A 22,151-nucleotide genomic window follows, 5' to 3' on the forward strand; every position below is an offset into this window, starting at 1 on the left:
CCGTGCATCCCATCCTCGTGCTGCTGCTGATCGCCGTGTGGGGCGCGGCCATGTGGCTGGGCTTCATGTACGTGTTCCCGGTGCTGTTCGCCGCGACGCTCGTCGTCGCCGGGGTCGCCGCGCTGAGCCTGTACTACCTGCACGCGTGCCGGACGCTCGCGCCGTCCACCCTCGAAGGGCCGTCGCCGGTCGCCGAGCCGAAGATCGCCTACCGGCACTACCTGCTCGGCCAGGTGTGGCGCGACTGGTGGACGATCAGCCGCACGGTCGTGCCGCAGGTGTACCGGACCGCGCGGGCCGTCCTCGTCCGCCTGACCCGGCTGCTGCTCGGCGGGTTCTGGGGCTTCTTCGTCTTCCCGGTCTGGCTGGCGCTGTGCGCGGGCATCGTGGCCGCCTCCGTGCCGGCCGCCGTGTTCGTGCTCGCGCTCACCGTCCTTTACGGGCTGGTGGCCGCGACGGGGCTCGCGGTGTGGCTGCTGTGCGTGCTCGTCCTGGCGGCGGTGGAGCGCCTCTTCATGATGTACGGCAGGATCCTGCAGACCTGCCCGCACCCCTTCTGCTACGAGCGCATCGGGCTGCCCGAGTACGAGTGCCCGGGGTGCGGGGCGCGGCACCCCCGCCTCACCCCCGGGTCGCGCGGCGCGTTCCGCCACGTGTGCCGCTGCGGGGCGCGGCTGCCCACGACCGTCCCGCTCGGGCGCTTCCGGCTGGCCGCGCACTGCCCGCACTGCGGGGGGCGGCTCCCCGAGCGGATCGGGCGGGTCCGCGTGGAGCCGCTGCCGTTCGTCGGCGGCCCGGCCGCCGGGAAGACCACGTTCATGGTCCTGGGGATCCGCGCCCTGCACGCGCGGGCCCGCGCCGTCCACGGGCGGCTCGCGTTCGTGGAGCAGCGGCACGCGCAGGCGTACGCGGGCGCGATCCGCGAGTTCCAGCGCGGCGGGCGCCTCGCCAAGACGGGGCCGGAGCTGCCGCTCGCGACCATGGTGGACGTGGAGCTCCCGGGCCGCGCCCGGCGGATCCTCTACCTGTTCGACCCGGCCGGCGAGCACTACACGGGCGCCACGGAGGTCGAGTCGCTGCGCTACCTGGAGCACAGCGAGGCGCTGCTGTTCGTCGTGGACCCGTTCGCCCTCCCCCAGCTGCGCGGCTCCCTGACCGGGGACGAGCGGGATCTCGTCGACCGGTCCGCCGCGTCGTCGGAGGAGGACCCGGCCGACACGCTGCAGCGGGTGCTGAACGAGCTGCGGTCCCGCCCGGACCAGGGGCACCAGAAGCGGGTCGCCGTCGTCGTCACCAAGACCGACCTGCTGGCCCGCACCGAGATCGGCCGCTTCCTGACCGGCGCGGGACCGGACGACGAGGCCGGGCTGCGCGAATGGCTCGGCGACATCGGCCTCGGCAACACCGTCCGCACCCTCGACCAGCTCGCGGGGCAGGTGCGGTACTTCGCGTCCGGCCTGGCGACGGAGCCCGCGGACGTCGCCGACCTGCTCGGCTGGGTGACCGGCCTGGCGCCCGCCGGTGCGGCGAACGGCGTCCGGCCGCCCGACGACGCCGCCCAGGAGCTGCCCGGGACGGCCCCGCTGCGCGCCCCGTGGCCGGTGCGGGGACGCGGTCCGGACCGCGTCCCGCTCGGCTACCAGGCCGGGCGCTGGGCGGTCCTCGCGGGGGTGTCGGCCGTCACGGTGGCGACCGTCACCGGCGCGGTGGTCGCCGCCGCGGAGCGCTTCCCCTTCTGACCCCTCCTGCGCCGAATGTCCTGCCCGTGATCGAGCACACCCTGATGAGCAGGAAGATATAGATCCATCATCGGATTGGACGTTCTTTGGCAATCGTCCGCCCGCGGCCCCCCGAACGGAAGGCGATCATGACCCAGACGGCCGATCCAGCCGCCGAGACGGCGACCGGCGGATGGATGGACCGGCGGCTCTGGCTCATCCTCATCCTCGGGTCGCTGACGGCCATCGGGCCGCTGTCGATCGACCTGTACCTGCCCGCGCTGCCCGCACTGGCCGGCGACCTGTCGACGGGCGCGATGCAGACGCAGCTCACGCTGACCGCGTGCGTCGCCGGCCTCGCCGCGGGGCAGGCGGTGGCGGGCCCGCTCAGCGACTCGCTCGGGCGGCGCCGGCCGCTGCTGGCCGGGCTGGCCGCCTACGCCGCCGCGTCGCTGCTGTGCGCCGCCGCCCCCACCGTGGAGACGCTGATCGCGCTGCGGGTGGTGCAGGGCGCGACCGGGGCCGCCGGGATCGTGATCGCGCGGGCGATCGTCCGCGACCTCTACCGGGGCGTGGCCGCCGCCCGGTTCTTCTCGACGCTGATGCTGGTCACCGGGCTCGCCCCGATCCTCGCGCCGGTGGCCGGGGGCCAGCTGCTGCGGCTGATGCCGTGGCCGGGCCTGTTCGCGGTCCTGTCCGGGGTCGGCGTCGCGCTGTTCCTCGGCGCGCTGCTCGGGGTGAAGGAGACGCTGCCGCCCGCGCGCCGCGCGACGGGCGGGCTGCGCGCGACGGTGCGCACGTTCCGGGGCCTCGCGGCCGACCGGATGTTCGCCGGGTACGCGCTGACCATCGGCCTGTCGTTCGGGGCGATGTTCACCTACATCTCGGGGTCGCCGTTCGTCCTGCAGGACATCTACGGGCTGTCGCCGCAGACGTTCGGCATCGCCTTCGGCGTCAACGCCCTCGGGACCGTGACCGCCGCGCAGATCGGCGGCCGGCTCGCCGGGCGGGTGCGGCTGCGCCTGCTGCTGGCCGTCGGACTCGGCATGATGACGGCGGGCGGCGCCGTCCTGCTGGCCTCCGTCTTCACCGGCGCGGGCGTCTACGGGGTCCTGCCCGCCCTGTTCCTGGTCACCTCCGGGCAGGGCTTCGTGCTGCCGAACGCGACCGCGCTGGCGCTGACGGGCCCGGCGTCCGAGGTGGCGGGGAGCGCCTCGGCGCTGCTCGGCGTCACCCAGTTCGCGCTGGGCGGGGCCGCCGCGCCGCTGGCCGGGATCGCCGGGCCGGACACCGCCGTCCCGATGGCCGTGTCGATCGCGGCGCTCGCGGTGCTGGCGTCCCTCGTCACCGCGACCGCCACCCGCGCCCCGCGGGACCGCGGGGCGGACGCCCGGCAGGACACCGGGGCGGCACCGCCTTCACCGGGCTGACGCGCCGCCTTCAAGGGCGGTCAGGATGAACCCGGCGACCTCGTCGGCGAGCCGCGCGGCGGGCTTCGGGCCGTCCGCCCGGTACCAGGACGGCATCTGGTTCACCATGCCGAGCGCGACGATCGTGACCGTCTCGGCGGGGGTCGCGTCGCTGAACACGCCGTCCCGCTGCCCCTTCTCGACGAGGCCGCGGAACGTCACGTGGTAGCGGCGGCGGTCGGCGCGGACCGAGCGCATCCGGGCGCCGTCCAGCCGGTGCATCTCGCGGGAGAAGACCTTCGCCTCGTCGATGTGCTCCGCCGTGCTGCGGATCAGCCCGGTCAGCACCGCGCGGACGGCCTCGCGGGGCGGCAGCCCGCGCGCCAGGACGTCGCCGAGGTCGGCGAGCTGCCGGGCGATCAGCGAGTGGTAGATCTCGTAGAGGAGGTCGTCCTTGGAGTCGAAGTAGTGGTAGAGGGCGCCCTTGGTGACCTCGGCGGCCTCCACGATGCCCTGCACGGACGTCCCGTCGAAGCCGCGTTCGGCGAACAGCCGGAGCGCCGCGTCCAGGATGCGCCGCTCGACCGCGCTCGACCGCACGGGCCCCGCCGACCTGGGGCCCGCCGAGCCGGGCCCTGCCGTGTCCGTCACCTGGGCACCTCCCGTCCGCGGGGGCATTGACTCCGATGTGTCCCACGTCATAGCTTGCCAGAAAACCGACCGGTCGGTATGCACCTCGTGGCCGTACAGAGCCGTACGGTGCCCGGACAGAGGAGAGCCCATGCCCGCAGTGGAGACCGTCCGCGGCCCCGTGGAGGTCGGCGAACTCGGCCGCACGTTCATGCACGAGCACGTCTTCGTCCTCGGCACCGAGAACGTCCAGAACTACGGCGCGGGCGACTGGTGGGACGAGGACGAGAAGGTCGCCGACGCGGTCGCGAAGCTGCGCGAGCTGGCGGACCGCGGCATCCGCACGATCGCGGACCCGACCGTGTGGGGCCTCGGCCGCTACATCCCGCGGATCCAGCGGATCAACGAGCAGGTGCCGGATCTCAACATCATCGCGGCGACGGGGATCTACACCTACAACGACGTGCCGTTCCAGTTCCACCACCGCGGCCCCGGCACGATGCTGGACGTGGGCCCCGACCCGATGATCGCCGACTTCGTCCGCGACCTGACCGAGGGCATCGGCGGCACCGGCGTCAAGGCGGCGTTCCTCAAGTGCGCCGTGGACGCCCCCGGGCTGACCCCCGGCGTCGAGCGGGTGCTGCGCGCCGTCGCCGGGGCGCACCGCGAGACGGGCGCGCCGCTCACCGTGCACACCGAGAGCTCCATCCACGCGGGCCGGACGGTCGTCGACCTGCTCGGCAAGGAGGGCGTGGACCTCACCAAGGTCGTGATCGGGCACGCGGGCGACAGCAACGACCTCGACTACCTGGCGGAGCTCGCCGACTCCGGCGCGATCCTCGGCATGGACCGCTTCGGCCTCGACATCATCAACCCGACCGAGAACCGGGTGGCCACCATCGCCGCCCTGTGCGAGCGCGGCTACGCCGACCGGATCGTGCTCAGCCACGACGCGAGCTGCTTCATCGACTGGTTCGGCCCCGACCCGGCGACGGTCCCGGCGATGCAGCCGAACTGGCACTACCGGCACATCACCGACGACGTGCTGCCCGCCCTGCGCGCCGCCGGCGTCGGCGACGCCCGGATCGACCAGATGCTCGTGGCCAACCCGCGGCGCTACTTCACCCGCTGAGCGTTCCGGCGCGCGCCGGCGACCACCTGGTCACGATCGTCCTCCATGAACGACTAATCGCCGCTTTTCGGGAAATCATGGGGAGGACAGTGAGGGAGGCGGCCGGTGCCCGAAGACACCCCGCGTCGCGGCATCCGTGCCGTGACGGTGTTGTTCCTGGTCACGCTGCTGGCCCTGCTCGTCCCCGGCTGCCGGATCGTCGGGGGCGGGACGACCGAGGACGTCCCGCCGCCCGTCACCGCGTCACCGAAGAGCAAGAACGCCAAGCCCAGCGGCCGCCGCCCCGGCGTCGTCAACATCGAGACCGAGCAGGACCTGCGCGGCACCCGCGCCGCCGGGACCGGGGTCGTGCTCACGGCCTCCGGGCTCGTGCTGACCAACAACCACGTGATCAGGGGCGCCACCAGGATCAGGGGGACCGACACCGACAACCGCCGCACCTACACCGCGCAAGTCGTCGGCTACGACCGCGCGGGCGACATCGCGGTGATCCGGCTGGAGGGCGCGACCCGGCTCAAGGCCGCCGCGTTCGCCTCGGCGTCCGGTGTGGGCGTCGGCGACACGGTCACCGCCGTCGGCAACGCGGGCGGCGAGGGCGGCAAGCCCCGGGTCGTCACCGGCGAGGTGACCGCCCTGGAGCAGTCCGTCACCGCCCGCGACGACAGCAGCGGCACCACCGAGCGGCTCAGCGGCCTGATCGAGACCGACGCGCCGATCGAGCCGGGCGACTCGGGCGGGCCGCTGCTGAACACGGACGGCAAGGTGATCGGCATCAACACCGCCGCGTCCGCCGGCCTCTCGAAGGACGCGGAAAAGAACAAGAACCACCGCGGGTACGCGATCCCGTCCGACCGGGCCCTGGACGTCGCCCGGCAGATCCAGCGCGGCGAGTCGTCCATCACCGTGCACATCGGGCCGACCGCCATGCTGGGCGTCAAGGTCCGCTCCAACCGCAACTCGCAGGGCGCCGTCGTCGCCGAGGTCGTGCCCGGCTCCCCCGCGGAGGCCGCGCGCATTCCGGTCGGAGCCTCCATCGTCACCTTCGACGGCCGGGGCGTCGACTCGCCCACCACCCTGACGACGCTGATGCTGGCCCACCATCCGGGCGATGTCGTCCAGCTGGAGTGGACGACCGCCCAGGGCGCCGCCGTGTCCGCCACGATCCGCCTTGCCGAGGGCCCTCCCCAGTAGCGCCCGCCGGACGGCATCCGACCGGCTCGGATCGCCCTTCGTTTCCGCCGTCCGGATTCGCTGAGGGACGCGTGCGCGTCCTCGTGCGAGAGTGAGAGGGATCCCGGGCGACAACGAGGATGTGGGTGCGATGAGCCGCAAGGCGCCTTCCGACGACTTCGACGACGCGGGCCTCGAGGTGTCGGAGCCGAAGACGTGGTCCGCCGGCGTGCCCGGCGTCACGGCCGCGCTCCGGCGGTCGTACGAGCAGATGGGGGTCCGGCGCACCGCGCTGACGCTGGCGCGCGTCAACCAGAAGTCGGGCTTCGACTGCCCGGGGTGCGCGTGGCCGGAGGGCGACCGCCGGCACGTCGCCGAGTTCTGCGAGAACGGCGCGAAGGCCGTCGCGGAGGAGGCCACGACGCGGCGGGTCACCCGCGAGTTCTTCGCCCGGCACACCGTGGCCGAGCTGGCGCGGCGCTCCGACCACTGGCTCGGGCAGCAGGGGCGCCTCACCGAGCCGATGCTGAAGCGCGCCGGGTCCGAGCACTACGAGCCGGTGGCGTGGGACGAGGCGTTCGGCCTGCTGGCGGCGGAGCTGAGCGCGCTGGACTCGCCGGACGAGGCCGTCTTCTACACCTCCGGCCGCACGAGCAACGAGGCCGCGTTCGCCTACCAGCTGTTCGTCCGCGCGTTCGGCACGAACAACCTGCCGGACTGCAGCAACATGTGCCACGAGTCGTCCGGGTCGGCGCTGAGCGAGACCCTCGGCGTCGGCAAGGGGTCGGTGCTGCTGGAGGACCTCGGCCGAGCCGACCTGGTCTTCGTCGTGGGGCAGAACCCGGGGACCAACCACCCGCGGATGCTGTCGGCGCTGGAACGGGCCAAGAAGGAGGGCGCCCGGATCGTCGCCGTCAACCCGCTGCCCGAGGCGGGGCTGATGCGGTTCAAGAACCCGCAGCGCGCGTCCGGGATCGCGGGGAAGGGCACCGTGCTCGCAGACCGGTTCCTGCAGATCCGGCTGAACGGCGACCTCGCCCTGTTCCAGGCGCTCAACCGGATGCTGCTGGAGTCGGACGCGCCGGACGCCGTCGACCGCGCGTTCCTCGACGCGCACACCCACGGGTTCGAGGCGTTCGAGAAGCACGTCCTCGGCCTGGACTGGGACGACGTGCGGGCGGCGACCGGGCTGACCCGCGACGAGATCGCCGGCGCGCTCGGCGACGTCCTGCGGGCCGAGCGGATCATCGTCTGCTGGGCGATGGGCCTCACCCAGCACCGCAACTCCGTCCCCACGATCCGCGAGATCGTCAACTTCCTGCTGCTGCGCGGCAACATCGGCCGCCCCGGCGCGGGCGTCTGCCCGGTGCGCGGCCACTCCAACGTGCAGGGCGACCGGACGATGGGCATCTGGGAGCGGCCGAAGCCCGAGTTCCTGGACGCGCTCGCCGCCGAGTTCGGGTTCGAGCCGCCGCGCGAGCACGGCGTGGACACCGTGAACGCGATCCGCGCCATGCGGGACGGCCGCGCGAAGGTGTTCCTCGGCATGGGCGGCAACTTCGTCCGCGCCACCCCCGACTCCGCGGTCACCGAGGCGGCGCTGCGGAACTGCCGGCTGACCGCGCAGGTCTCCACCAAGCTCAACCGCTCGCACGCCGAAGTGGGCGAGCTGGCGCTGATCCTGCCGACGCTCGGCCGCACCGAGCGGGACGAGCAGGAGTCCGGGCCGCAGTTCGTCTCCGTCGAGGACTCGATGGGGATGGTGCACGCCTCGCGGGGCCGCCTCGCCCCCGCCTCCCCGCACCTGCTGTCGGAGGTGTCGATCGTCTGCCGCCTGGCGAGGGCGGCGCTCCCCGGCTCGGGCATCGCGTGGGAGGCGATGGAACGCGACTACGACGTGATCCGCGACCACATCTCCCGCGTCGTGCCCGGGTTCGCCGAGTTCAACGCCCGCGTCCGCGAGCCCGGCGGGTTCACGCTCCCGCACGCGCCGCGCGACGAGCGCAGGTTCCCCACCGCCACGGGCAAGGCCAACCTCACGGTGAACGAGCTGGAGGTCCTGCGGGTCCCGGAGGGGCGGCTGCTGCTGCAGACCGTCCGGAGCCACGACCAGTACAACACCACCGTCTACGGGCTGGACGACCGCTACCGGGGCATCAAGGCCGGGCGCCGCGTCGTGTTCGTCAACCCGGCCGACCTGTCCGCCCTCGGGCTGGCGGACGGCGCGATGGTCGACCTGGTCTCCGAGTGGGAGGACGGCGTCGAGCGCCGCGCCCCGTCGTTCCGCGCCGTCGCCTACCCGACCGCGGCCGGCTGCGCGGCGGCGTACTTCCCGGAGACCAACGTCCTCGTCCCGCTCGACAGCACCGCCCAGGTGAGCAACACCCCCACCTCGAAATCCGTGATCGTCCGTCTCGAACCTGCGGGGTCCCAGGGGGGCGACCTGGTTTAGGCTCGGGGCATGACGAACCTCCCCGACCGCCCGGGACCCTCCGCGTCGCCGGAGATGCGGGCCGGCGACGCCGACCGCGACCGGGTCGCACAGGTGCTGCGGGACGCAGCCGGTGACGGGCGGCTGACCCTGGAGGAGCTGGACGAGCGCCTGGACGCGGTGTACGCGGCCAAGACGTACGCGGACCTGGAGCCGCTCACCCGGGACCTGCCCGCCCCCGGCGCGGCACCGGCGCCCGCGCCGTCCGGCGCGGCGGCCTGGCGCCCGCTGCCGGGCGCGCCCTCCTGGACGGGCGGCATCGGCATCATGAGCGGCTTCCTGCGGGCGGGCGTGTGGAACGTCCCCCGCGTGTTCCGGGCGTTCGCGTTCTGGGGCGGCGGGAAGATCGACCTGCGCGACGCGCGGTTCGAGGAGCCGGAGACGACGATCCGGGCGCTGGCCATCATGGGCGGCATCGACATCGTCGTGCCGGACGACATCACCGTGCACGTCAAGGGCCTCGGCATCATGGGCGGGTTCGACCAGCGGGCGAGCGGCCCGGGGGTGCCCGGCTCCCCCACGGTCGTCATCAGGGGCCTGGCGTTCTGGGGCGGCGTCGGGGTGAAGCGCCGCAAGTCGAGCCGGCAGAAGAAGCGCGACAAGGAACTCCGGCCGCCCGAGGACGACTGACCGGCTAGCCGTCGGCGATCCGGTCCAGCCATTCGCCGAGCAGGGCCGCCTCCGGCGCGGATAGCCGCTTCGGCGGGTCGGCGGCCAGCGCGGCGCGCAGCGCCACCGCGCGCGCCGCGGACGTGCGCTGCGCGTCGCCCTCCCCTTCGCGGGGGACGGTGACCGCGGCCAGGACCGCCTCCCTCGTCCGCTCGGACAGCTCGTCGTCCGCCGCCCCGTCCGCCTCATTGCCCGGCTCGCCGTCCGCTTGGCCGGCCTCGGCCGCGATGAGCGCGAGGGTGACGCCGACCCCGGCGGCGTGGATCATCCGTGCGGCCGTGCCGGCGGGGACGCGGAGCCGCCCGGCGCGGGCGGCCGCGTCGACGAGGCCGAGCAGGATGCGGTGCGCCTCCGCCGCGATGGGCGGCGTCCGGGGCGTCCCGTACATCAGGGTGTAGAACGCGGGGTTCGTGCGGCCGTACTCGACGTGCAGGTCCCAGCCGCGGCGCAGGTCGTCGACCGGGTCTCCGGTGCTCCGCTGGGCGCGCTTGCTCGCCAGGTACGTCTCGAACCCGTAGGCGGCGACGGCGTCGAACAGCCCGCGCTTGTCGCCGAAGTGGTGGTAGAGCGTCGGCGCCCCCACCCCGGCCGCCGTGCAGACGGCGCGCGTCGAGACCGGCTCGCCATCGGCCTCGGCCAGCAGCCGGGCGGCCGTCCGCAGGATCCGGTCCCGGGTGTCGAGGTCCTTCTGCGCGGTCACGAAATCAACGTTACAGAAATTTCCCGAACACCGCTATGCAAGCTCCTGTAGCAGCGTTATGGTGATTCGTGTATCAGCGCTATGAATACATGTCCGAGAGGGGACCTGCCATGCGCAGCGCGCTACTGTCCGCACCCGGCAAGCCGCTGGAGATCGTCGAGCGGGAGGTGCCCGAACCGGGCCCCGGCGAGATCCTCGTCGAGGTCACCGCGTGCGGGATGTGCTTCTCCGAGGTCAACCACCTGCGGGGCCACTACGCCTTCGGGACGTTCCCGGTCGTGCCGGGCCACGAGATCAGCGGCGTCGTCGCCGCGCTCGGCCCGGGCGTCGGATGGCCGGAGGTCGGCACCCGCGTCGGCGCCGCGTGGCCGTACGGATCGTGCGGCCACTGCGACCAGTGCGTGCGCGGCGACCAGAACCTGTGCGGCGCCCTCCCCAGGCCGGTCACCGGGGTCAACCGCGACGGCGGATACGCCGAATACTTCCTGGGCCGCGCCGGTTTCGTCACCCCGCTGCCCGGCGGCCTCGACCCCGTGGCCGGCGCGCCGCTGATGTGCGCGGGCGTCACCGCGTTCAACGGGCTGCGGCGGGCCGGCGCGGTCGCCGGGTCGCGGGTCGCCGTGCTCGGCACCGGCGGCGTCGGCATGCTGGCCGTCCGGTTCGCCGCCGCGATGGGCGCCCGGGTCGCCGCGGTGTCCCGCACGCGCGGCGCCGAAGAGGAGGCACTGCGCGGCGGCGCCGAACTGTACGTCGCGACCTCCGAGCAGGACCCCGCCGAGGCGCTGCGGGCCTGGGGCGGCGCGGACGTCGTCATGAACACCGCGCCCGACACCGCGACGGGGCTCGCCGCCTTCGGCGGCCTGCGCGCGGACGGCACCCTGGTCTACGTCGGCTTCGACGCCGCGAACGTGGAGGTGTCGCCGCTCGCCCTGGTCGCCAACCGGCTGCGCGTGATGGGCACGCCGTCCGGGTCCCCCGCCGACCTGCGCGACACCCTCGACTTCGCGGTGGCGCACGGGATCGTCCCCGCGGTCACGTCCGTCCCGCTGGACGACGCGCCGCGCGTCCTCGCCGATATGGACCAGGGCCTCCACCGCGGCCGCACGGTGATCACGTTCGGCTGACCGCGGCCCCGCCGAGGCCGGCTAGGGCGTCCACCTATCGCCTCTGGGGGACAACCCCCAGACCCCCGACGGCGACCTCCAGTCCGCTAGCGCTCCCTTACGGCCGCCACCTATCGCCTCTGGGGGACAACCCCCAGACCCCCGACGGCGACCTCCAGTCCGCTAGCGCTCCCTTACGGCCGCCACCTTTTCCACGGGCGCGCCCGCTCGAACACGTGGCAGGCGGCCATCACCAGGGCGTCGGCGTGCCGGGCGCCGACCACCTGGAGGCCGATCGGCAGCCCCGCCGAGGTGTAGCCGCACGGCAGGCTCGCGGCGGGCTGCTGCGTCATGTTGAACGGGTAGGTGAACGGGGTCCAGCTCGTCCAGCGCGGGGACGGCGAACCCGGCGGCACCTCCAGGCCGGCCTCGAACGCCGCGATCGGCATCGTCGGGGTGAGCAGCAGGTCGTAGCGCTCGTGGAACAGGCCCATGATGCGGCCGAGCTCCATCCGGCGGGCCGTGGCGGTCAGGTACTCGAGCGCCGAGTACCCCGCGCCCTGCTCGCAGATCTCCCGCAGGCCCGGGTCGAGCCGTGCGCGCGCCTCGGGCGGCAGGTGGTCGACGACCTTCGCGGCGCCCGCGAACCACAGGACCTCGAACTCCTCGACGGGGTCGCCGAAGCCGGGGTCGGCCTGCTCGACCTTGGCGCCCAGCTCGGCGAACACCTCGGCGGCGGCCGCGACGGACGCCGCGATCTCCGGATCGACCTCCGCGAAGCCGAGGTCGGGGCTGAACGCCACGCGCAGGCCGGTCAGGTCGTCCGGGCGGGCCTCGGTGAACGGGACGTCCGGCGGCGCGAGCGCGGACCAGTCGCGGCCGTCGGGTCCGCAGATCGCGTCGAGCAGCAGCGCCGCGTCCGCGACGGTGTAGGTCATCGGGCCGACGTGCGCGAGCGTCCCGAACGGGCTCGCCGGGTAGTGCGGGATGCGGCCGTAGGTCGGCTTGATGGTGAACGTGCCGGTGAACGCGGCGGGGATGCGCACCGAGCCGCCGCCGTCCGTGCCGAGGGCGAGCGGCGCCATGCCCGCCGCGACGGCCGCCGCCGCGCCGCCGCTCGACCCGCCCGGCGTGCGGGACGTGTCCCACGGGTTGCGGGTGACGCCGGTGAGCGGGTTGTCGGTGACGCCCTTCCACGCGAACTCCGGCGTGGTCGTCTTGCCGACGAAGACCGCGCCCTGCTCGCGGAGCCGGGCGACCGACGGGGCGTCCTCGTCCCACGGGCCCGCCGGGTCGATCGTCGTGGAGCCGCGCAGCGTGGGCCAGCCGCGGGTGAGCAGGACGTCCTTGATGGAGACGGGCACGCCGTCCAGCGGGCCGAGCGTCGCGCCGCGCGCCCGCCGGTCGGCCGCCGCGCGGGCCATGTCGAGCGTGGTCTCTTCGTCGACCAGGCAGAACGCGTTGAGCGCGGGGTCGTCGCGCTCGATCCGGTCGAGGACGGCCCGCGCCGCCTCGACCGGGGAGAGCGTCCCGGCCTCGTACTCGCGCAGCAGCTCGGCCGCGGTCAGATCGGCCGCGTCGGTCTTCGTCACGGTCACTGCATCCCCCTCCGGTGCACTGGTCAGCCGACCCTCTGCGGTGAACCCACGTAGCCGAGCCGCTTGTCCACGACGTTGCGCAGCGGGCGCCCGGCGACATAGCGGTCGAGGTTGGCGGTGAACAGCCAGACCAGCTCGTCCCGCCAGCCGATGACGTCGCCGGACATGTGCGGGGAGACCAGCACGTTCGGCATGTCCCACAGGGGCGACGACTCCGGGAGCGGCTCGTCCTCGAAGACATCGAGGGCCGCGCCCGCGATCCGCCCGGCCCGCAGCGCCTCGACCAGGTCGGGCTCGTTCACCAGCGCGCCGCGCCCCACGTTGACGAGCCGCGCGGACGGCCGCATCCGCGCGAGCGCGGCGGCGTCGACCATGTGGCGGGTCTCCGGGGTGAGCGGCGCCGCCAGCACGACGTAGTCGGCCTCGGCGAGCGCCTCGCCCAGCCGCTCCATCGGGTGGACGACGCCGAGGTCGGGATCGGCGTCGCGCGGCGTGCGGCCCGCGCCGGACACGGCCAGGCCCGCGGCCGACAGGCGGCGGCCGATCGCGCGGCCGATCGGCCCGGTGCCGACGACCAGGGCGCGGGCGCCGGTGACGCGCTCGGTCTCGCGGTGCAGCCAGCGGCGCTCGCCCTGGAGCCGGACGGTCGTGTGCAGGTCCTTGGCGAACGTGAGCACCAGCCCGAGCACGTATTCTGCGATCGGCTCGTCGAAGACGCCGCGGGAGTTGGTGACGACCGTGCCGGACTCGACCAGGCCGGGGAAGAGCAGCCGGTCGACCCCGGCGCTCGCGATGTGGACCCACTCGGGCCCGCCGGTCCGCGGCCACGCCCCGGCGACCGCGTCGGAGAGGAAGTCCCACACGAACAGGACGTCCGCGCCGGGCAGGGCGTCCGCAAGCTCAGTTTCACGGACGTAACGGACGCGGGCGAGGCGCTCCGCGTCGGCCATCCCCCGCGGGCGGGCGTCCCCAGTCAGGACCACCACGCCGGGCGGTCCTCCGGGTGCGGGCGGAGCAGGGTCCATGGAGCGCCACTTTCAGGGAGACCAGAGTTTACGTGAAGGCAACTCAGGGGGGCATTGACACGCTAGGAACGTTTCGTAGGATTGTCAACAATCAGCGCGGTGCACTGCGGCCCCGGGCACCGCACTGAGATCTCGTGTGCTGCAAGACCGTCGCAACCTGCCCACGCAAGGCCAGGACGGATCCCAGAGCGCTCTAACGGAAGAGTCCTTCGGGTGGCGACGTTCTCGCCCACCCCTGTCCACGGGGAGGCCCAGCATGCCCAAGCTCATGACCATCACTCTGGAGCGTCGCGGCGTCTCGTGCGTCGCGGAACTACTGGAGAAGGACGCGCCGCGCACCTGCGAGGCGGTGTGGAACTCCCTCCCGCTCGGCGGGGACGCCTACCACGCCAAGTACGCGCGGAACGAGGTCTACACGATGGTCGAGCGGTTCTCCGAGGAGGAGGTCGGCCTCGAGAACCCCACGGTCACCCCCATCCCGGGCGACGTCGTCTACTTCTCCTTCGCCGGCGGCATGCTCGACCGGCGCTTCAAGGAGGAGAAGAACATCCACACGCTGCCCGGCGTGATCGACCTCGCCATCTTCTACGGCCGCAACAACCTGCTGCTCAACGGGGACGTCGGCTGGGTCCCCGGCAACGTCTACGCGACGATCGTCGAGGGCCTCGACCGCATGGCCGAGGCCTGCAACGACGTCTGGCGCTCCGGCGGTGTCGGTGAGCGCCTGGTCTACAGCCGTGCCGAGTCCTAGGGCGGTGGGCGCGCAAATGACATTCGACCCCACGCTGGTCGTCGGCCCCGAGCTGCTCGCCCAGCACGGCATCGGCGTGGTCGCGCCCTTCGACTTCGCCCTCGACCGCGAACTGTGGCGCTGGACGCCCGACGACGTGTCGCTGTACATGACGCGGCTCCCGTACGTCCCGGTACCGGTCACCGTCGAGATGGCGTCCGCGCTGTCCGACCAGTCCATCGTCCGGCAGGCCACGCGCGACGTGCTCGCCCCCGAGCCGCTCGCCGTCGCCTACGCCTGCGCGTCGGGGAGCTTCATCGGCGGCAAAGCGGGCGAGCTGCGGCTGCACGAGTCGATGCGGCTGGCCGGCGCGCCGGTCTCCACGACGACGTCGGGGGCGCTGGTGGAGTCGCTCCGGCTCCTCGACGTCAGCCGCATCGCGGTCGTCACCCCCTACATCGACGCGGTCACCGAGCGGCTGGTGTCCTTCCTCGGCGAGTACGGCATCGAAGTGGTGTCGTCGGTCGGGATGGGGCTGCTCAGCCACATCTGGAAGGTCGGCTACGGCGAGATCGTGTCGGCGGTGTCGACGGTCGACGGCCCCGAGGCCGAGGCCGTCTTCATAAGCTGCACGAACGTGCCGACGTACGACATCATCGCCCCGCTGGAACAGATGATCGGCAAGCCGGTCCTCACCGCCAACCAGGTCACGATGTGCACGGCACTGCGCTCGATGGGCCGCTCCGCGGCCGGTCCCGGGCAGTCGCTCGTGCAGCTGGCCCCGTCCACCGCCGCCTGATCACCGATGGAGCCCAAGGGTAGGATTGACGATTCGATGCCACAGAACGGGTTGAGCGCCGGGTTCCTCTACCCCGGCTACAGCGCTGAGGACGACTACCCCGCCATCGAGCTCGCGCTCGGCGGGGTGCGCCTGCCGGTCGTCCACACGCTGATGCGCGAGGACGCCCACCGCGTCGACGCGCTGCTGGACGTCGGCGGCGCCGACGTGCTGGGCGAGGGCGCCCGCGTCCTGCGCGGCATGGGCGTCCAGTCCGCGGTGTGGGCCTGTACCAGCGGGAGCTTCGTGTTCGGCTGGGACGGCGCCGCGCGGCAGGTCGAGGGCGTCGCCGCGGAAGCGGGCGTGCCCGCGTCCAGCACCTCGTTCGCCTTCGTGAACGCCGCGCGGGCCCTCGGCGTGACCAGGGTCGCGATCGCCGCGACCTACCCGGCCGACGTCGCCGAGCGGTTCGTCGCCTTCCTGGGCCACGCCGGGATCGAGGTGGTGGCGCTGTCCTGCCGGGGCATCGTCACCGCCGCCGAGGTCGGCACCCTGGGCCGCGACGAGGTGCTCGCCTTCGTCGCCGCCAACGACCATCCGGACGCCGAGGCGGTGCTGGTGCCCGACACCGCGCTGCACACCGTGTCCTGGCTCGACGAGCTGGAGGCACGGGTCGGCAAGCCGGTCCTGACCGCCAACCAGGTGAGCGTGTGGGAGGGGCTGCGGCTCGCGTCCGGTCCCGGGGGACTCCCGCCGCGCACCGGGCTGGGCCGGCTGTTCGCCGAGCCCGCCGCCGTCCCGGCCGGCGTCGCCGAGCGGGGACGAGATACCTGGCAGCTATGAGAAAGGGGCCCGCGGCAATGGGCCGATTGGGTGAGCTGGAACCTGTCCCCCGCAAGTCGACCGTCGAGATCGTCTCCGACGAGCTGCGCTCGGCGATCATGTACGGGTCGCTGGAGCCCGGCGCCCAGCTCGGCGAGGCCGAGCTGGCCGGCCGGCTCGGCATCAGCCGCGGGCCGCTGCGCGAGGCGATGCAGCGGCTCGTCCAGGAGGGGCTGCTGGTCAGCGAACCGCACCGCGGGCTGTTCGTCATCACACTGGACGAGGGCGACGTCGAGGACGTCTACCTCGCCCGGCTCGCCATCGAGCGGGAGGCGTGCCAGCTGATCATGGAGCGCAACCGCGGGGAGGCCGTCGCCCGGCTCACCGACGCCCTCGACGCGCTCATCGACGCGGCCGACCAGCGCGACCGGGTCGCGATGAGCGACGCGGACCAGGCGTTCCACGAGGTGCTGGTCAGTTCGTCCGGGAGCCCCCGGCTGGAGCGGATGGCGCACACCCTCCTGGTGGAGACCCGCATGTGCCTCAACGCGCTGCAGGACACCTACCCGGAGCCGTCCGAGCTGGTCGAGGAGCACCGGCGGCTGGTCGACGCGATCGGCGACGGCGAGGAGGAGCGGCTGCTGACCCTCATCGAGGAGCACATGACCGACTCCATCGAGCGGCTCCGCCTCCCCTAGCACTCTCTTCCGGCGGCGCCGTACCGGAGTGGCCCCGCGGCGCTGGACATCCGGTCCCAGGGGCACCTACATTGCAGATTGTCGACAATCTACGAAGGGCATCGGAGGGACGACGCATGGCTAAGCTGTCACCCCTGCTCAAGCAGGCCACCCCCGTCCTTGCCGAGCGCGGCGAGGGCGTCTACCTGTACGACACCGACGGCCGGCGGCACCTCGACTTCACCGCGGGCATCGGCGTCACCGGCACCGGCCACTGCCACCCGCGCGTGGTCGAGGCCGCGCAGCGGCAGGTCGGCACGCTTATCCACGGCCAGTACACGACGGTCATGCACGAGCCGCTGCTGCGCCTCACCGAGGCGCTCGGCGACGTGCTGCCGTCCGGGCTCGACTCGCTGTTCTTCCTCAACAGTGGCAGCGAGGCCGTCGAGGCGTCCATCCGGCTGGCGCGGCACGCCACCGGCCGGCAGAACATCGTCGTCTTCCACGGCTCCTTCCACGGCCGGACCATGGGCGCCGCCGCGCTCACCACCGCGGGCACGAAGTTCCGCGCCGGCATCGGCCCGCTGATGCCGGGCGCCGCCATCGCGCCGTTCCCGCAGGCCTACCGGTACGGCTGGGACGAGGGCGAGGCCACCCGGTTCGCGCTGCGCGAGCTCGACTACCTGCTCGTCACCGCCAGCCCCGCGTCCGACACCGCCGCGTTCATCGTCGAGCCGGTGCTCGGCGAGGGCGGCTACATCCCCGCCCCGCCCGGGTTCCTGGAGGGGCTGCGCGAGCGCGCCGACCGGCACGGCATCCTGCTGATCATGGACGAGGTGCAGACCGGGTTCGGGCGGACCGGCCGGTTCTGGGGGCACGAGCACTCCGCCGCGCTCCCCGACGTCCTCATCACCGCCAAGGGCCTGGCCAGCGGCTTCCCGCTGTCGGCGATCGCGGCGCCGACCGCGCTGATGGAGAAGGCCCGGCCCGGCTCGCAGGGCGGCACCTACGGCGGCAACGCGGTCTCCTGCGCCGCGGCGCTCGCCACGCTCCAGGTCATCCAGGACGAGGACCTCGTCGGCAACGCCGCCCGGCAGGGCGCGCGGCTGAACGACGGCCTGCAGAAGGTCGCCGCCGACCACCCGGCCATCGGGGACGTGCGCGGGCTCGGGCTGATGCAGGCCGCCGAGTTCACCGCGCCCGGCGGCGAGCCCGACGCCGACGCCGCGGCGCGCGCCCACAAGGCGGCGACCGAGCGCGGGCTCCTGCTGCTGACCTGCGGCGCGTACGGCAACGTCGTCCGGATGATCCCGCCGCTGATCGTCACCGAGTCGCAGATCGACGACGCGCTCGGCCTCTGGGCGGACGCCGTCGCCGACGCGGTCGGCTGACCCGCGCGGGGAGACGCCCGCTACACCGGCGCCCGGTGCTCACGGAGAGGGGAGCACCGGGCGCCGTGCCGTCCGCGCGGGATCAGCCGAGCGGATCGGCGCAGTCGATGGGCCAGTACGGGCCCCAGATGTCGAGCGAGTTCTGCACGAATTTGATCATCACTGGGTCGAAGTTGATGCCGAGGTGCGCGTTGGTGTCGCCGGGGCACTTGTCCTGGAGCAGGACGTTGTGCGCGTTGGAGCCGTTCAGGAACGACGAGGTGTAGGGCGTGACGACCTCGTCGTACTTGGTGGCGAGCACGATGTACTGGGGGCCGGGGACGGTGTCGCCGCCCTCGTTCAGCTCCCGCAGGAAGTCCGAGCCGACGATCTGCTGCCCGGCCGCCGGCGCGGCCTTCACGATCGCCTGGGTGATGCCGAGCAGCCGGCCCAGCTCCACCAGCCCCGACGCGTTCGTCCCGTGGTTCGAGGGGACGATGCCGACGAGCTTGTTCACCTTCGCGGCCCCGCCGAGGAACTTCATGTAGTACCGCGGCATCATGCCGCCCTGCGAGTGGCCGACGATGTCGACCTTCGGCGCCCCGGTCGATTCGAGCACCCGGTCGACGAACGCGGACAGCTCACCGGCCGACGTGGGAATGTCGTAGATTCCCTGAATGGGGCCGTCCTTCGGGCCGCCGTAATTGAGGGCGTAGACGCAGTATCCGGCCTTCTTCAGCGCCGGGGAGAGTTTCTGCCAGTTGAACGCCATGTTCTCGACCGTGCCGTGCACGAGCACGACCGGCCGCGGATGCCAGAACGACGGTTTGCAATTCCAGTCGTTCGCCCCTTCCGGGACGATCTCGGCCTGCGCGGGCGCGGTGACGCCGGTCGTGCCCAGCACGGCGGTCATCGCGGCCGCGATGACCGCCCATCTGCGGAGCCGCCTGAAACGCATGTGCATCTCCCTAAAGCGGGCACGGCCAAGAGAGGCCGGGACCCGAGCATCCGGGTCCGGCCCCTCATCGCCGTGTCGGTGGGGGTGGAGTGCACATAACGTACGGCCGCATTCCGGCGCGGTCTTGTGGAATGGCCGCCGGTTACCCCGGGGGAATTGTCAGGCGACTCACAATCGCGGGAGTCCGGTCACCTGCGACCAGCCCCTACGGGCGGAGACCGGTCACGCCTGGGCGACCGCGCCCTCCTTCAGGAGGGTCTCGGCGTCGCTGAAGCCGAGGTCCTCCAGGACCGCGCGGGTCTGGCCGCCGGGCAGGGCGGGGACGCCGTCGGTCTCGGTGGTGGTGCGGGAGAAGCGGGGCGCCGGGGCGGGCTGCGGGTGGCCGCCCAGCTCGGGGAACACGTCGCGGGACGTGTTGTAGGGGTGCTCGGCCGCCTCCGCCATGGACAGGACGGGGGCCACGCACGCGTCGCTCGGGACGAAGATCTCCGTCCACTCGTCGCGGGTCTTCGTGCGGAACACCTCGGCGAAGCGCTCGCGGAGCGCGGGCCAGCCGGAGCGGTCGTGCTGGGCCGGGAGGTCCTCCTTGTCGAGGCCGCTGAGGCGGAGGAACTCGGCGTAGAACTGGGGCTCGATCGCGCCGACGGCCATGTGGCGCCCGTCGGAGGTCTCGTAGACGTCGTACCAGGGGGCGCCGGTGTCGAGCAGGTTGACGCCGCGGCGGTCCTCCCACAGGCCGCCCCGCAGGAAGCCGTGGATGAAGGTGGACAGGTGCGCGGCGCCGTCCACGATGGCGGCGTCGACGACCTGGCCGCGCCCGCTCGTCCTGGACTCCAGGAGGGCGGACAGGATGCCGACGACGAGGTACATGCTGCCGCCGGCGAAGTCGCCGAGGAGGTTCAGCGGCACCTGCGGAGGTCCGCCGGCCCGGCCGATGGCGTGCAGCGTGCCGGTGATGGCGATGTAGCCGACGTCGTGCCCGGCGGTGTGGGAGAGCGGCCCCTCCTGGCCCCAGCCGGTCATCCGCCCGTAGACGAGCTTCGGGTTGCGGGCGAGGCAGTCGTCCGGGCCGAGGCCGAGGCGCTCGGTGACGCCGGGCCGGAACCCTTCGAGGAGGACGTCGGACTTCTCGACCAGCCGGAGGACGACCTCCTTGCCCTTCTCGCTCTTCAGGTCGATCGCGATGGAGCGCTTGCCGCGGTTGCTGAAGTCGGTCCCGCCGGTGGCCTCACCGGCCTTCACCGCGGAGGCGCGGTCGACGCGGATCACGTCGGCGCCGAGGTCGGCCAGCAGCATCGCGGCGAAGGGCCCCGGCCCGATCCCGGCAAGCTCGATCACCCGTACTCCGGACAGCGGCCCCTTGCCCATGCGCATCTCCCTGAATCTCGTTCGGTCCCCCCAGTGTGCCCGATCGAGGTAAGGGCGCGCTGACCCGGGCGGCGCTAGCGGGCGGTGAGTTCCACCGGCGCGTCCCGGGTGCCGGTCGCGGTGAGCAGGCGCTTGCGGACGGTGGAGCGGCGGACGCCGTCCGCGTGCGGGACGAGGCCGGGCCCCGCGGCGGCCAGGTAGTACCAGCGGCCGGACGGGGCCTTCCACCACGTTCCGCTGACCGGGCGGCGGGCGTCGCAGGGGCCGGTGGCCCGGTCCTTCGCCGCGAGCAGCGTGGCGGCGGCCGCGCCGGCGCCGTCGGCGAAGGTCAGGCGGGTGCAGACCCAGTCGGCGGAGCCGCCGCCGCGCGGCAGCCCGCCGGACCAGAAGTTCCACGCCATGGCCTCGGTCACCGGCCGGTCCGGCCCGTCCGGCCGGTGCGGCGCGCAGGCGAGCCGGTTCCAGAACTCGCGGCCTCCCCGGCCGAGGCGCGCGGGCTCGTCCTTCCCGTCCGGCCGGTAGGCGGGCGAGTGGTAGCCGAGCACGGTGGCGCGCGGGCCGCCCAGGTCGCCGAGGGTCCTGGAGCCGACGTGGAAGAGGGGGCCCCGGCCGCAGCCGGACTCGGCGCGGGCGGGCGCGGTCACCCCGTCGGTCACCGCGAGGGCGTCCCCGGCGAGGGTCTCGGGCCGCGCGTCCCAGGGCGCCAGGAGGTAGCGCCCGCCGCCGAGGGCGATCGGGGCGGACGTGTCCTGCCCGGCGTCGACGACGTCCAGGCCGCCCCGGGTGTAGCGGGCGACGCGGCCGCCCTGCCGCAGCACCGCGAGCGCCGTGCCGCCGACGTTGCCCGCGTAGAGGAGCTGCGCGGTGCCGGTCGCGCGGCGGCCCGCCGGGGCGGCGGCCCAGGCCGCGGCGGCGCCCCGGGTGAACGCCCGGTCGCGGGCGAGGTCGCCGCGGGCCGGCCAGGCGTCGAGGGTGCGGGCGCCGCCCGTCCAGCCGCCGGGGTCAGACGAGACGAGCCGCAGCTCCGGTTCGCGCGGGTCGCCCCGCTCGGTCGCCACCAGCACGGCGACGAGGGCGGCGGTGAGGACGGCCGCGGTGACCAGCGGCAGCACCGAGCGGTTGCGGACGGGGCGCAGCAGCGCGGGCTCGAACCGTTCGGCGCGCCGGGCGGCGGGCGGCCGGACGGCGTCGGCCGCGCGGATCGCCGGCCAGGGGTCGCGGATGCGCAGCTCGACCAGCTGGTCGTGGACCGCGTAGCGGGGCAGCCCCTCGACGTGCCGCAGCACGTAGGCGACGCGGACGTGCGGATGGAGCTTGGCCAGGGCGGCGGTGAGCGCCGGGTCGGGCAGCCGGGTGGGCAGGGCGCGCAGCCAGGGGCCGAGGCCGATGTGCAGCCGCCGGGACGGGCGCATCGCCCGGCGGAGCACGCGGGTGCGGCGGCGGGCCAGCCCGGCGGGCGAGCGGTCCCGGGCGCCGCGGGCGGAGGCGTCCACGATCCGCCGCGCGACCGCCAGCCGGTAGACGCGCTTTCCCGTCCCGGGAAGAACGAAATACGCCATCCGGACAAGGTCGCCATATGCCGTTTTGGGCAGCGGCGTTTCCGTCCTCGTATTCGTCAGGACATCTTCCGTCACGGCGGGCCACTCCCTCTGGGCCGTTCTGTCGTCGCGAACCACGAGGTTAGGCCGCATGCGGGCGGGGCAGGAGCGGAATTGGGACAACGATTAACCGGGCCATTGGAAATGTCCGCCTATTTCCGTACCGGAGCCGCCGGAAGATCGGCGCCCGCACCGTTCGGCGGGA

19 protein-coding genes are annotated in these 22,151 nt (G+C 73.6%); 12 read left to right on the forward strand and 7 right to left on the reverse strand.

Going from position 1 to position 22,151, the window contains the following annotated elements:
• Nucleotides 1–2 precede the first annotated feature (2 nt).
• Complete coding sequence (locus E1266_RS00860; RefSeq protein WP_132042626.1) at nucleotides 3–1,739, forward strand: hypothetical protein; 1,737 nt, start codon at nucleotides 3–5, stop codon at nucleotides 1,737–1,739.
• A gap of 128 nt (nucleotides 1,740–1,867) precedes the next feature.
• On the forward strand, nucleotides 1,868–3,148 hold the full coding sequence (locus tag E1266_RS00865) for a multidrug effflux MFS transporter (RefSeq protein WP_132042628.1): 1,281 nt from the start codon (nucleotides 1,868–1,870) through the stop codon (nucleotides 3,146–3,148).
• Here the strand turns inward: E1266_RS00865 and E1266_RS00870 are convergent.
• Nucleotides 3,137–3,778, reverse strand: a complete 642-nt coding sequence (locus E1266_RS00870) for a TetR/AcrR family transcriptional regulator (RefSeq protein ID WP_243718150.1) — start codon at nucleotides 3,776–3,778, stop codon at nucleotides 3,137–3,139. The two genes, E1266_RS00865 and E1266_RS00870, sit on opposite strands and share 12 nt — an antisense overlap.
• Nucleotides 3,779–3,908: 130 nt before the next feature.
• Between E1266_RS00870 and E1266_RS00875 the strand changes: the two genes are divergently transcribed.
• From E1266_RS00875 to E1266_RS00890, 4 genes are all read left to right on the forward strand, one after another.
• On the forward strand, nucleotides 3,909–4,889 hold the full coding sequence (locus E1266_RS00875) for a phosphotriesterase (protein WP_132042632.1): 981 nt from the start codon (nucleotides 3,909–3,911) through the stop codon (nucleotides 4,887–4,889).
• 105 nt (nucleotides 4,890–4,994) lie between these two features.
• Complete coding sequence (locus tag E1266_RS00880; RefSeq protein ID WP_132042634.1) at nucleotides 4,995–6,080, forward strand: trypsin-like peptidase domain-containing protein; 1,086 nt, start codon at nucleotides 4,995–4,997, stop codon at nucleotides 6,078–6,080.
• 130 nt (nucleotides 6,081–6,210) lie between these two features.
• Nucleotides 6,211–8,511, forward strand: coding sequence for an FdhF/YdeP family oxidoreductase (locus tag E1266_RS00885; RefSeq protein ID WP_132042636.1), 2,301 nt, complete (start codon nucleotides 6,211–6,213; stop codon nucleotides 8,509–8,511).
• 9 nt (nucleotides 8,512–8,520) lie between these two features.
• Nucleotides 8,521–9,180 carry a DUF1707 domain-containing protein gene (locus tag E1266_RS00890; protein ID WP_243718151.1) on the forward strand — a complete coding sequence of 220 codons (660 nt, stop codon included), beginning with the start codon at nucleotides 8,521–8,523 and terminating at the stop codon, nucleotides 9,178–9,180.
• 4 nt (nucleotides 9,181–9,184) lie between these two features.
• Here E1266_RS00890 and E1266_RS00895 read toward each other — a convergent pair whose 3' ends face one another.
• Nucleotides 9,185–9,919: a TetR/AcrR family transcriptional regulator gene (locus E1266_RS00895; protein WP_132042638.1), complete on the reverse strand. Its 735-nt coding sequence runs from the start codon at nucleotides 9,917–9,919 to the stop codon at nucleotides 9,185–9,187.
• Between the two features lie 110 nt (nucleotides 9,920–10,029).
• On the opposite strand from E1266_RS00895, the gene E1266_RS00900 reads away from it, so the two are divergent.
• A complete protein-coding gene (locus tag E1266_RS00900; RefSeq protein WP_165965886.1) occupies nucleotides 10,030–11,043 on the forward strand; it encodes an alcohol dehydrogenase catalytic domain-containing protein in 1,014 nt (337 codons plus the stop codon).
• A gap of 173 nt (nucleotides 11,044–11,216) precedes the next feature.
• Here E1266_RS00900 and E1266_RS00905 read toward each other — a convergent pair whose 3' ends face one another.
• Both E1266_RS00905 and E1266_RS00910 read right to left on the reverse strand, forming a co-directional pair.
• Nucleotides 11,217–12,614, reverse strand: coding sequence for an amidase (locus E1266_RS00905; protein ID WP_243718152.1), 1,398 nt, complete (start codon nucleotides 12,612–12,614; stop codon nucleotides 11,217–11,219).
• Nucleotides 12,615–12,643: 29 nt separating this feature from the next.
• Entirely contained in the window at nucleotides 12,644–13,570 is a 927-nt protein-coding gene (locus E1266_RS00910) for a D-2-hydroxyacid dehydrogenase (RefSeq protein ID WP_132042737.1), read from the reverse strand.
• A 343-nt stretch (nucleotides 13,571–13,913) separates the two neighbouring features.
• On the opposite strand from E1266_RS00910, the gene E1266_RS00915 reads away from it, so the two are divergent.
• The 5 genes from E1266_RS00915 to E1266_RS00935 all read left to right on the forward strand — a co-directional run bounded on the left by E1266_RS00915 (nucleotide 13,914) and on the right by E1266_RS00935 (nucleotide 18,043).
• Nucleotides 13,914–14,396: a DUF3830 family protein gene (locus E1266_RS00915; protein WP_207945353.1), complete on the forward strand. Its 483-nt coding sequence runs from the start codon at nucleotides 13,914–13,916 to the stop codon at nucleotides 14,394–14,396.
• 16 nt (nucleotides 14,397–14,412) lie between these two features.
• Nucleotides 14,413–15,174 (forward strand): Asp/Glu racemase, encoded by a 762-nt coding sequence (locus E1266_RS00920; RefSeq protein ID WP_132042645.1) that lies wholly within the window; start codon nucleotides 14,413–14,415, stop codon nucleotides 15,172–15,174.
• Between the two features lie 36 nt (nucleotides 15,175–15,210).
• Nucleotides 15,211–15,996: a maleate cis-trans isomerase gene (locus tag E1266_RS00925; protein ID WP_132042647.1), complete on the forward strand. Its 786-nt coding sequence runs from the start codon at nucleotides 15,211–15,213 to the stop codon at nucleotides 15,994–15,996.
• Nucleotides 15,997–16,013: 17 nt separating this feature from the next.
• Nucleotides 16,014–16,673, forward strand: coding sequence for a GntR family transcriptional regulator (locus E1266_RS00930; protein ID WP_131976255.1), 660 nt, complete (start codon nucleotides 16,014–16,016; stop codon nucleotides 16,671–16,673).
• A gap of 116 nt (nucleotides 16,674–16,789) precedes the next feature.
• Nucleotides 16,790–18,043, forward strand: a complete 1,254-nt coding sequence (locus E1266_RS00935) for an aminotransferase class III-fold pyridoxal phosphate-dependent enzyme (RefSeq protein ID WP_132042649.1) — start codon at nucleotides 16,790–16,792, stop codon at nucleotides 18,041–18,043.
• A gap of 82 nt (nucleotides 18,044–18,125) precedes the next feature.
• Here the strand turns inward: E1266_RS00935 and E1266_RS00940 are convergent, their stop codons facing one another.
• The 3 genes from E1266_RS00940 to E1266_RS00950 all read right to left on the reverse strand — a co-directional run bounded on the left by E1266_RS00940 (nucleotide 18,126) and on the right by E1266_RS00950 (nucleotide 21,907).
• Nucleotides 18,126–18,980, reverse strand: coding sequence for an alpha/beta fold hydrolase (locus tag E1266_RS00940; RefSeq protein WP_132042652.1), 855 nt, complete (start codon nucleotides 18,978–18,980; stop codon nucleotides 18,126–18,128).
• Nucleotides 18,981–19,202: 222 nt separating this feature from the next.
• Nucleotides 19,203–20,348 (reverse strand): CaiB/BaiF CoA-transferase family protein, encoded by a 1,146-nt coding sequence (locus E1266_RS00945; protein WP_132042655.1) that lies wholly within the window; start codon nucleotides 20,346–20,348, stop codon nucleotides 19,203–19,205.
• 74 nt (nucleotides 20,349–20,422) lie between these two features.
• Nucleotides 20,423–21,907 carry a hypothetical protein gene (locus E1266_RS00950; RefSeq protein ID WP_132042657.1) on the reverse strand — a complete coding sequence of 495 codons (1,485 nt, stop codon included), beginning with the start codon at nucleotides 21,905–21,907 and terminating at the stop codon, nucleotides 20,423–20,425.
• Between the last annotated feature and the right edge of the window lie 244 nt (nucleotides 21,908–22,151).

The sequence above is a fragment of the Actinomadura sp. 7K534 genome, assembly GCF_004348575.1.
Lineage (GTDB): Bacteria > Actinomycetota > Actinomycetes > Streptosporangiales > Streptosporangiaceae > Spirillospora > Spirillospora livida.

Bases quoted from the DNA above. Each gene is read 5' to 3' on its own strand.
- E1266_RS00865 (WP_132042628.1), top strand. From the start codon at position 1,868: ATGACCCAGACGGCCGATCCAGCCGCCGAGACGGCGACCGGCGGATGG.
- E1266_RS00875 (WP_132042632.1), top strand. From the start codon at position 3,909: ATGCCCGCAGTGGAGACCGTCCGCGGCCCCGTGGAGGTCGGCGAACTC.
- E1266_RS00885 (WP_132042636.1), top strand. From the start codon at position 6,211: ATGAGCCGCAAGGCGCCTTCCGACGACTTCGACGACGCGGGCCTCGAG.
- E1266_RS00890 (WP_243718151.1), top strand. From the start codon at position 8,521: ATGACGAACCTCCCCGACCGCCCGGGACCCTCCGCGTCGCCGGAGATG.
- E1266_RS00900 (WP_165965886.1), top strand. From the start codon at position 10,030: ATGCGCAGCGCGCTACTGTCCGCACCCGGCAAGCCGCTGGAGATCGTC.
- E1266_RS00910 (WP_132042737.1), bottom strand. From the start codon at position 13,570: ATGGCCGACGCGGAGCGCCTCGCCCGCGTCCGTTACGTCCGTGAAACT.
- E1266_RS00915 (WP_207945353.1), top strand. From the start codon at position 13,914: ATGACCATCACTCTGGAGCGTCGCGGCGTCTCGTGCGTCGCGGAACTA.
- E1266_RS00920 (WP_132042645.1), top strand. From the start codon at position 14,413: ATGACATTCGACCCCACGCTGGTCGTCGGCCCCGAGCTGCTCGCCCAG.
- E1266_RS00925 (WP_132042647.1), top strand. From the start codon at position 15,211: ATGCCACAGAACGGGTTGAGCGCCGGGTTCCTCTACCCCGGCTACAGC.
- E1266_RS00930 (WP_131976255.1), top strand. From the start codon at position 16,014: ATGGGCCGATTGGGTGAGCTGGAACCTGTCCCCCGCAAGTCGACCGTC.
- E1266_RS00935 (WP_132042649.1), top strand. From the start codon at position 16,790: ATGGCTAAGCTGTCACCCCTGCTCAAGCAGGCCACCCCCGTCCTTGCC.
- E1266_RS00940 (WP_132042652.1), bottom strand. From the start codon at position 18,980: ATGCGTTTCAGGCGGCTCCGCAGATGGGCGGTCATCGCGGCCGCGATG.
- E1266_RS00945 (WP_132042655.1), bottom strand. From the start codon at position 20,348: ATGGGCAAGGGGCCGCTGTCCGGAGTACGGGTGATCGAGCTTGCCGGG.
- E1266_RS00950 (WP_132042657.1), bottom strand. From the start codon at position 21,907: ATGGCGTATTTCGTTCTTCCCGGGACGGGAAAGCGCGTCTACCGGCTG.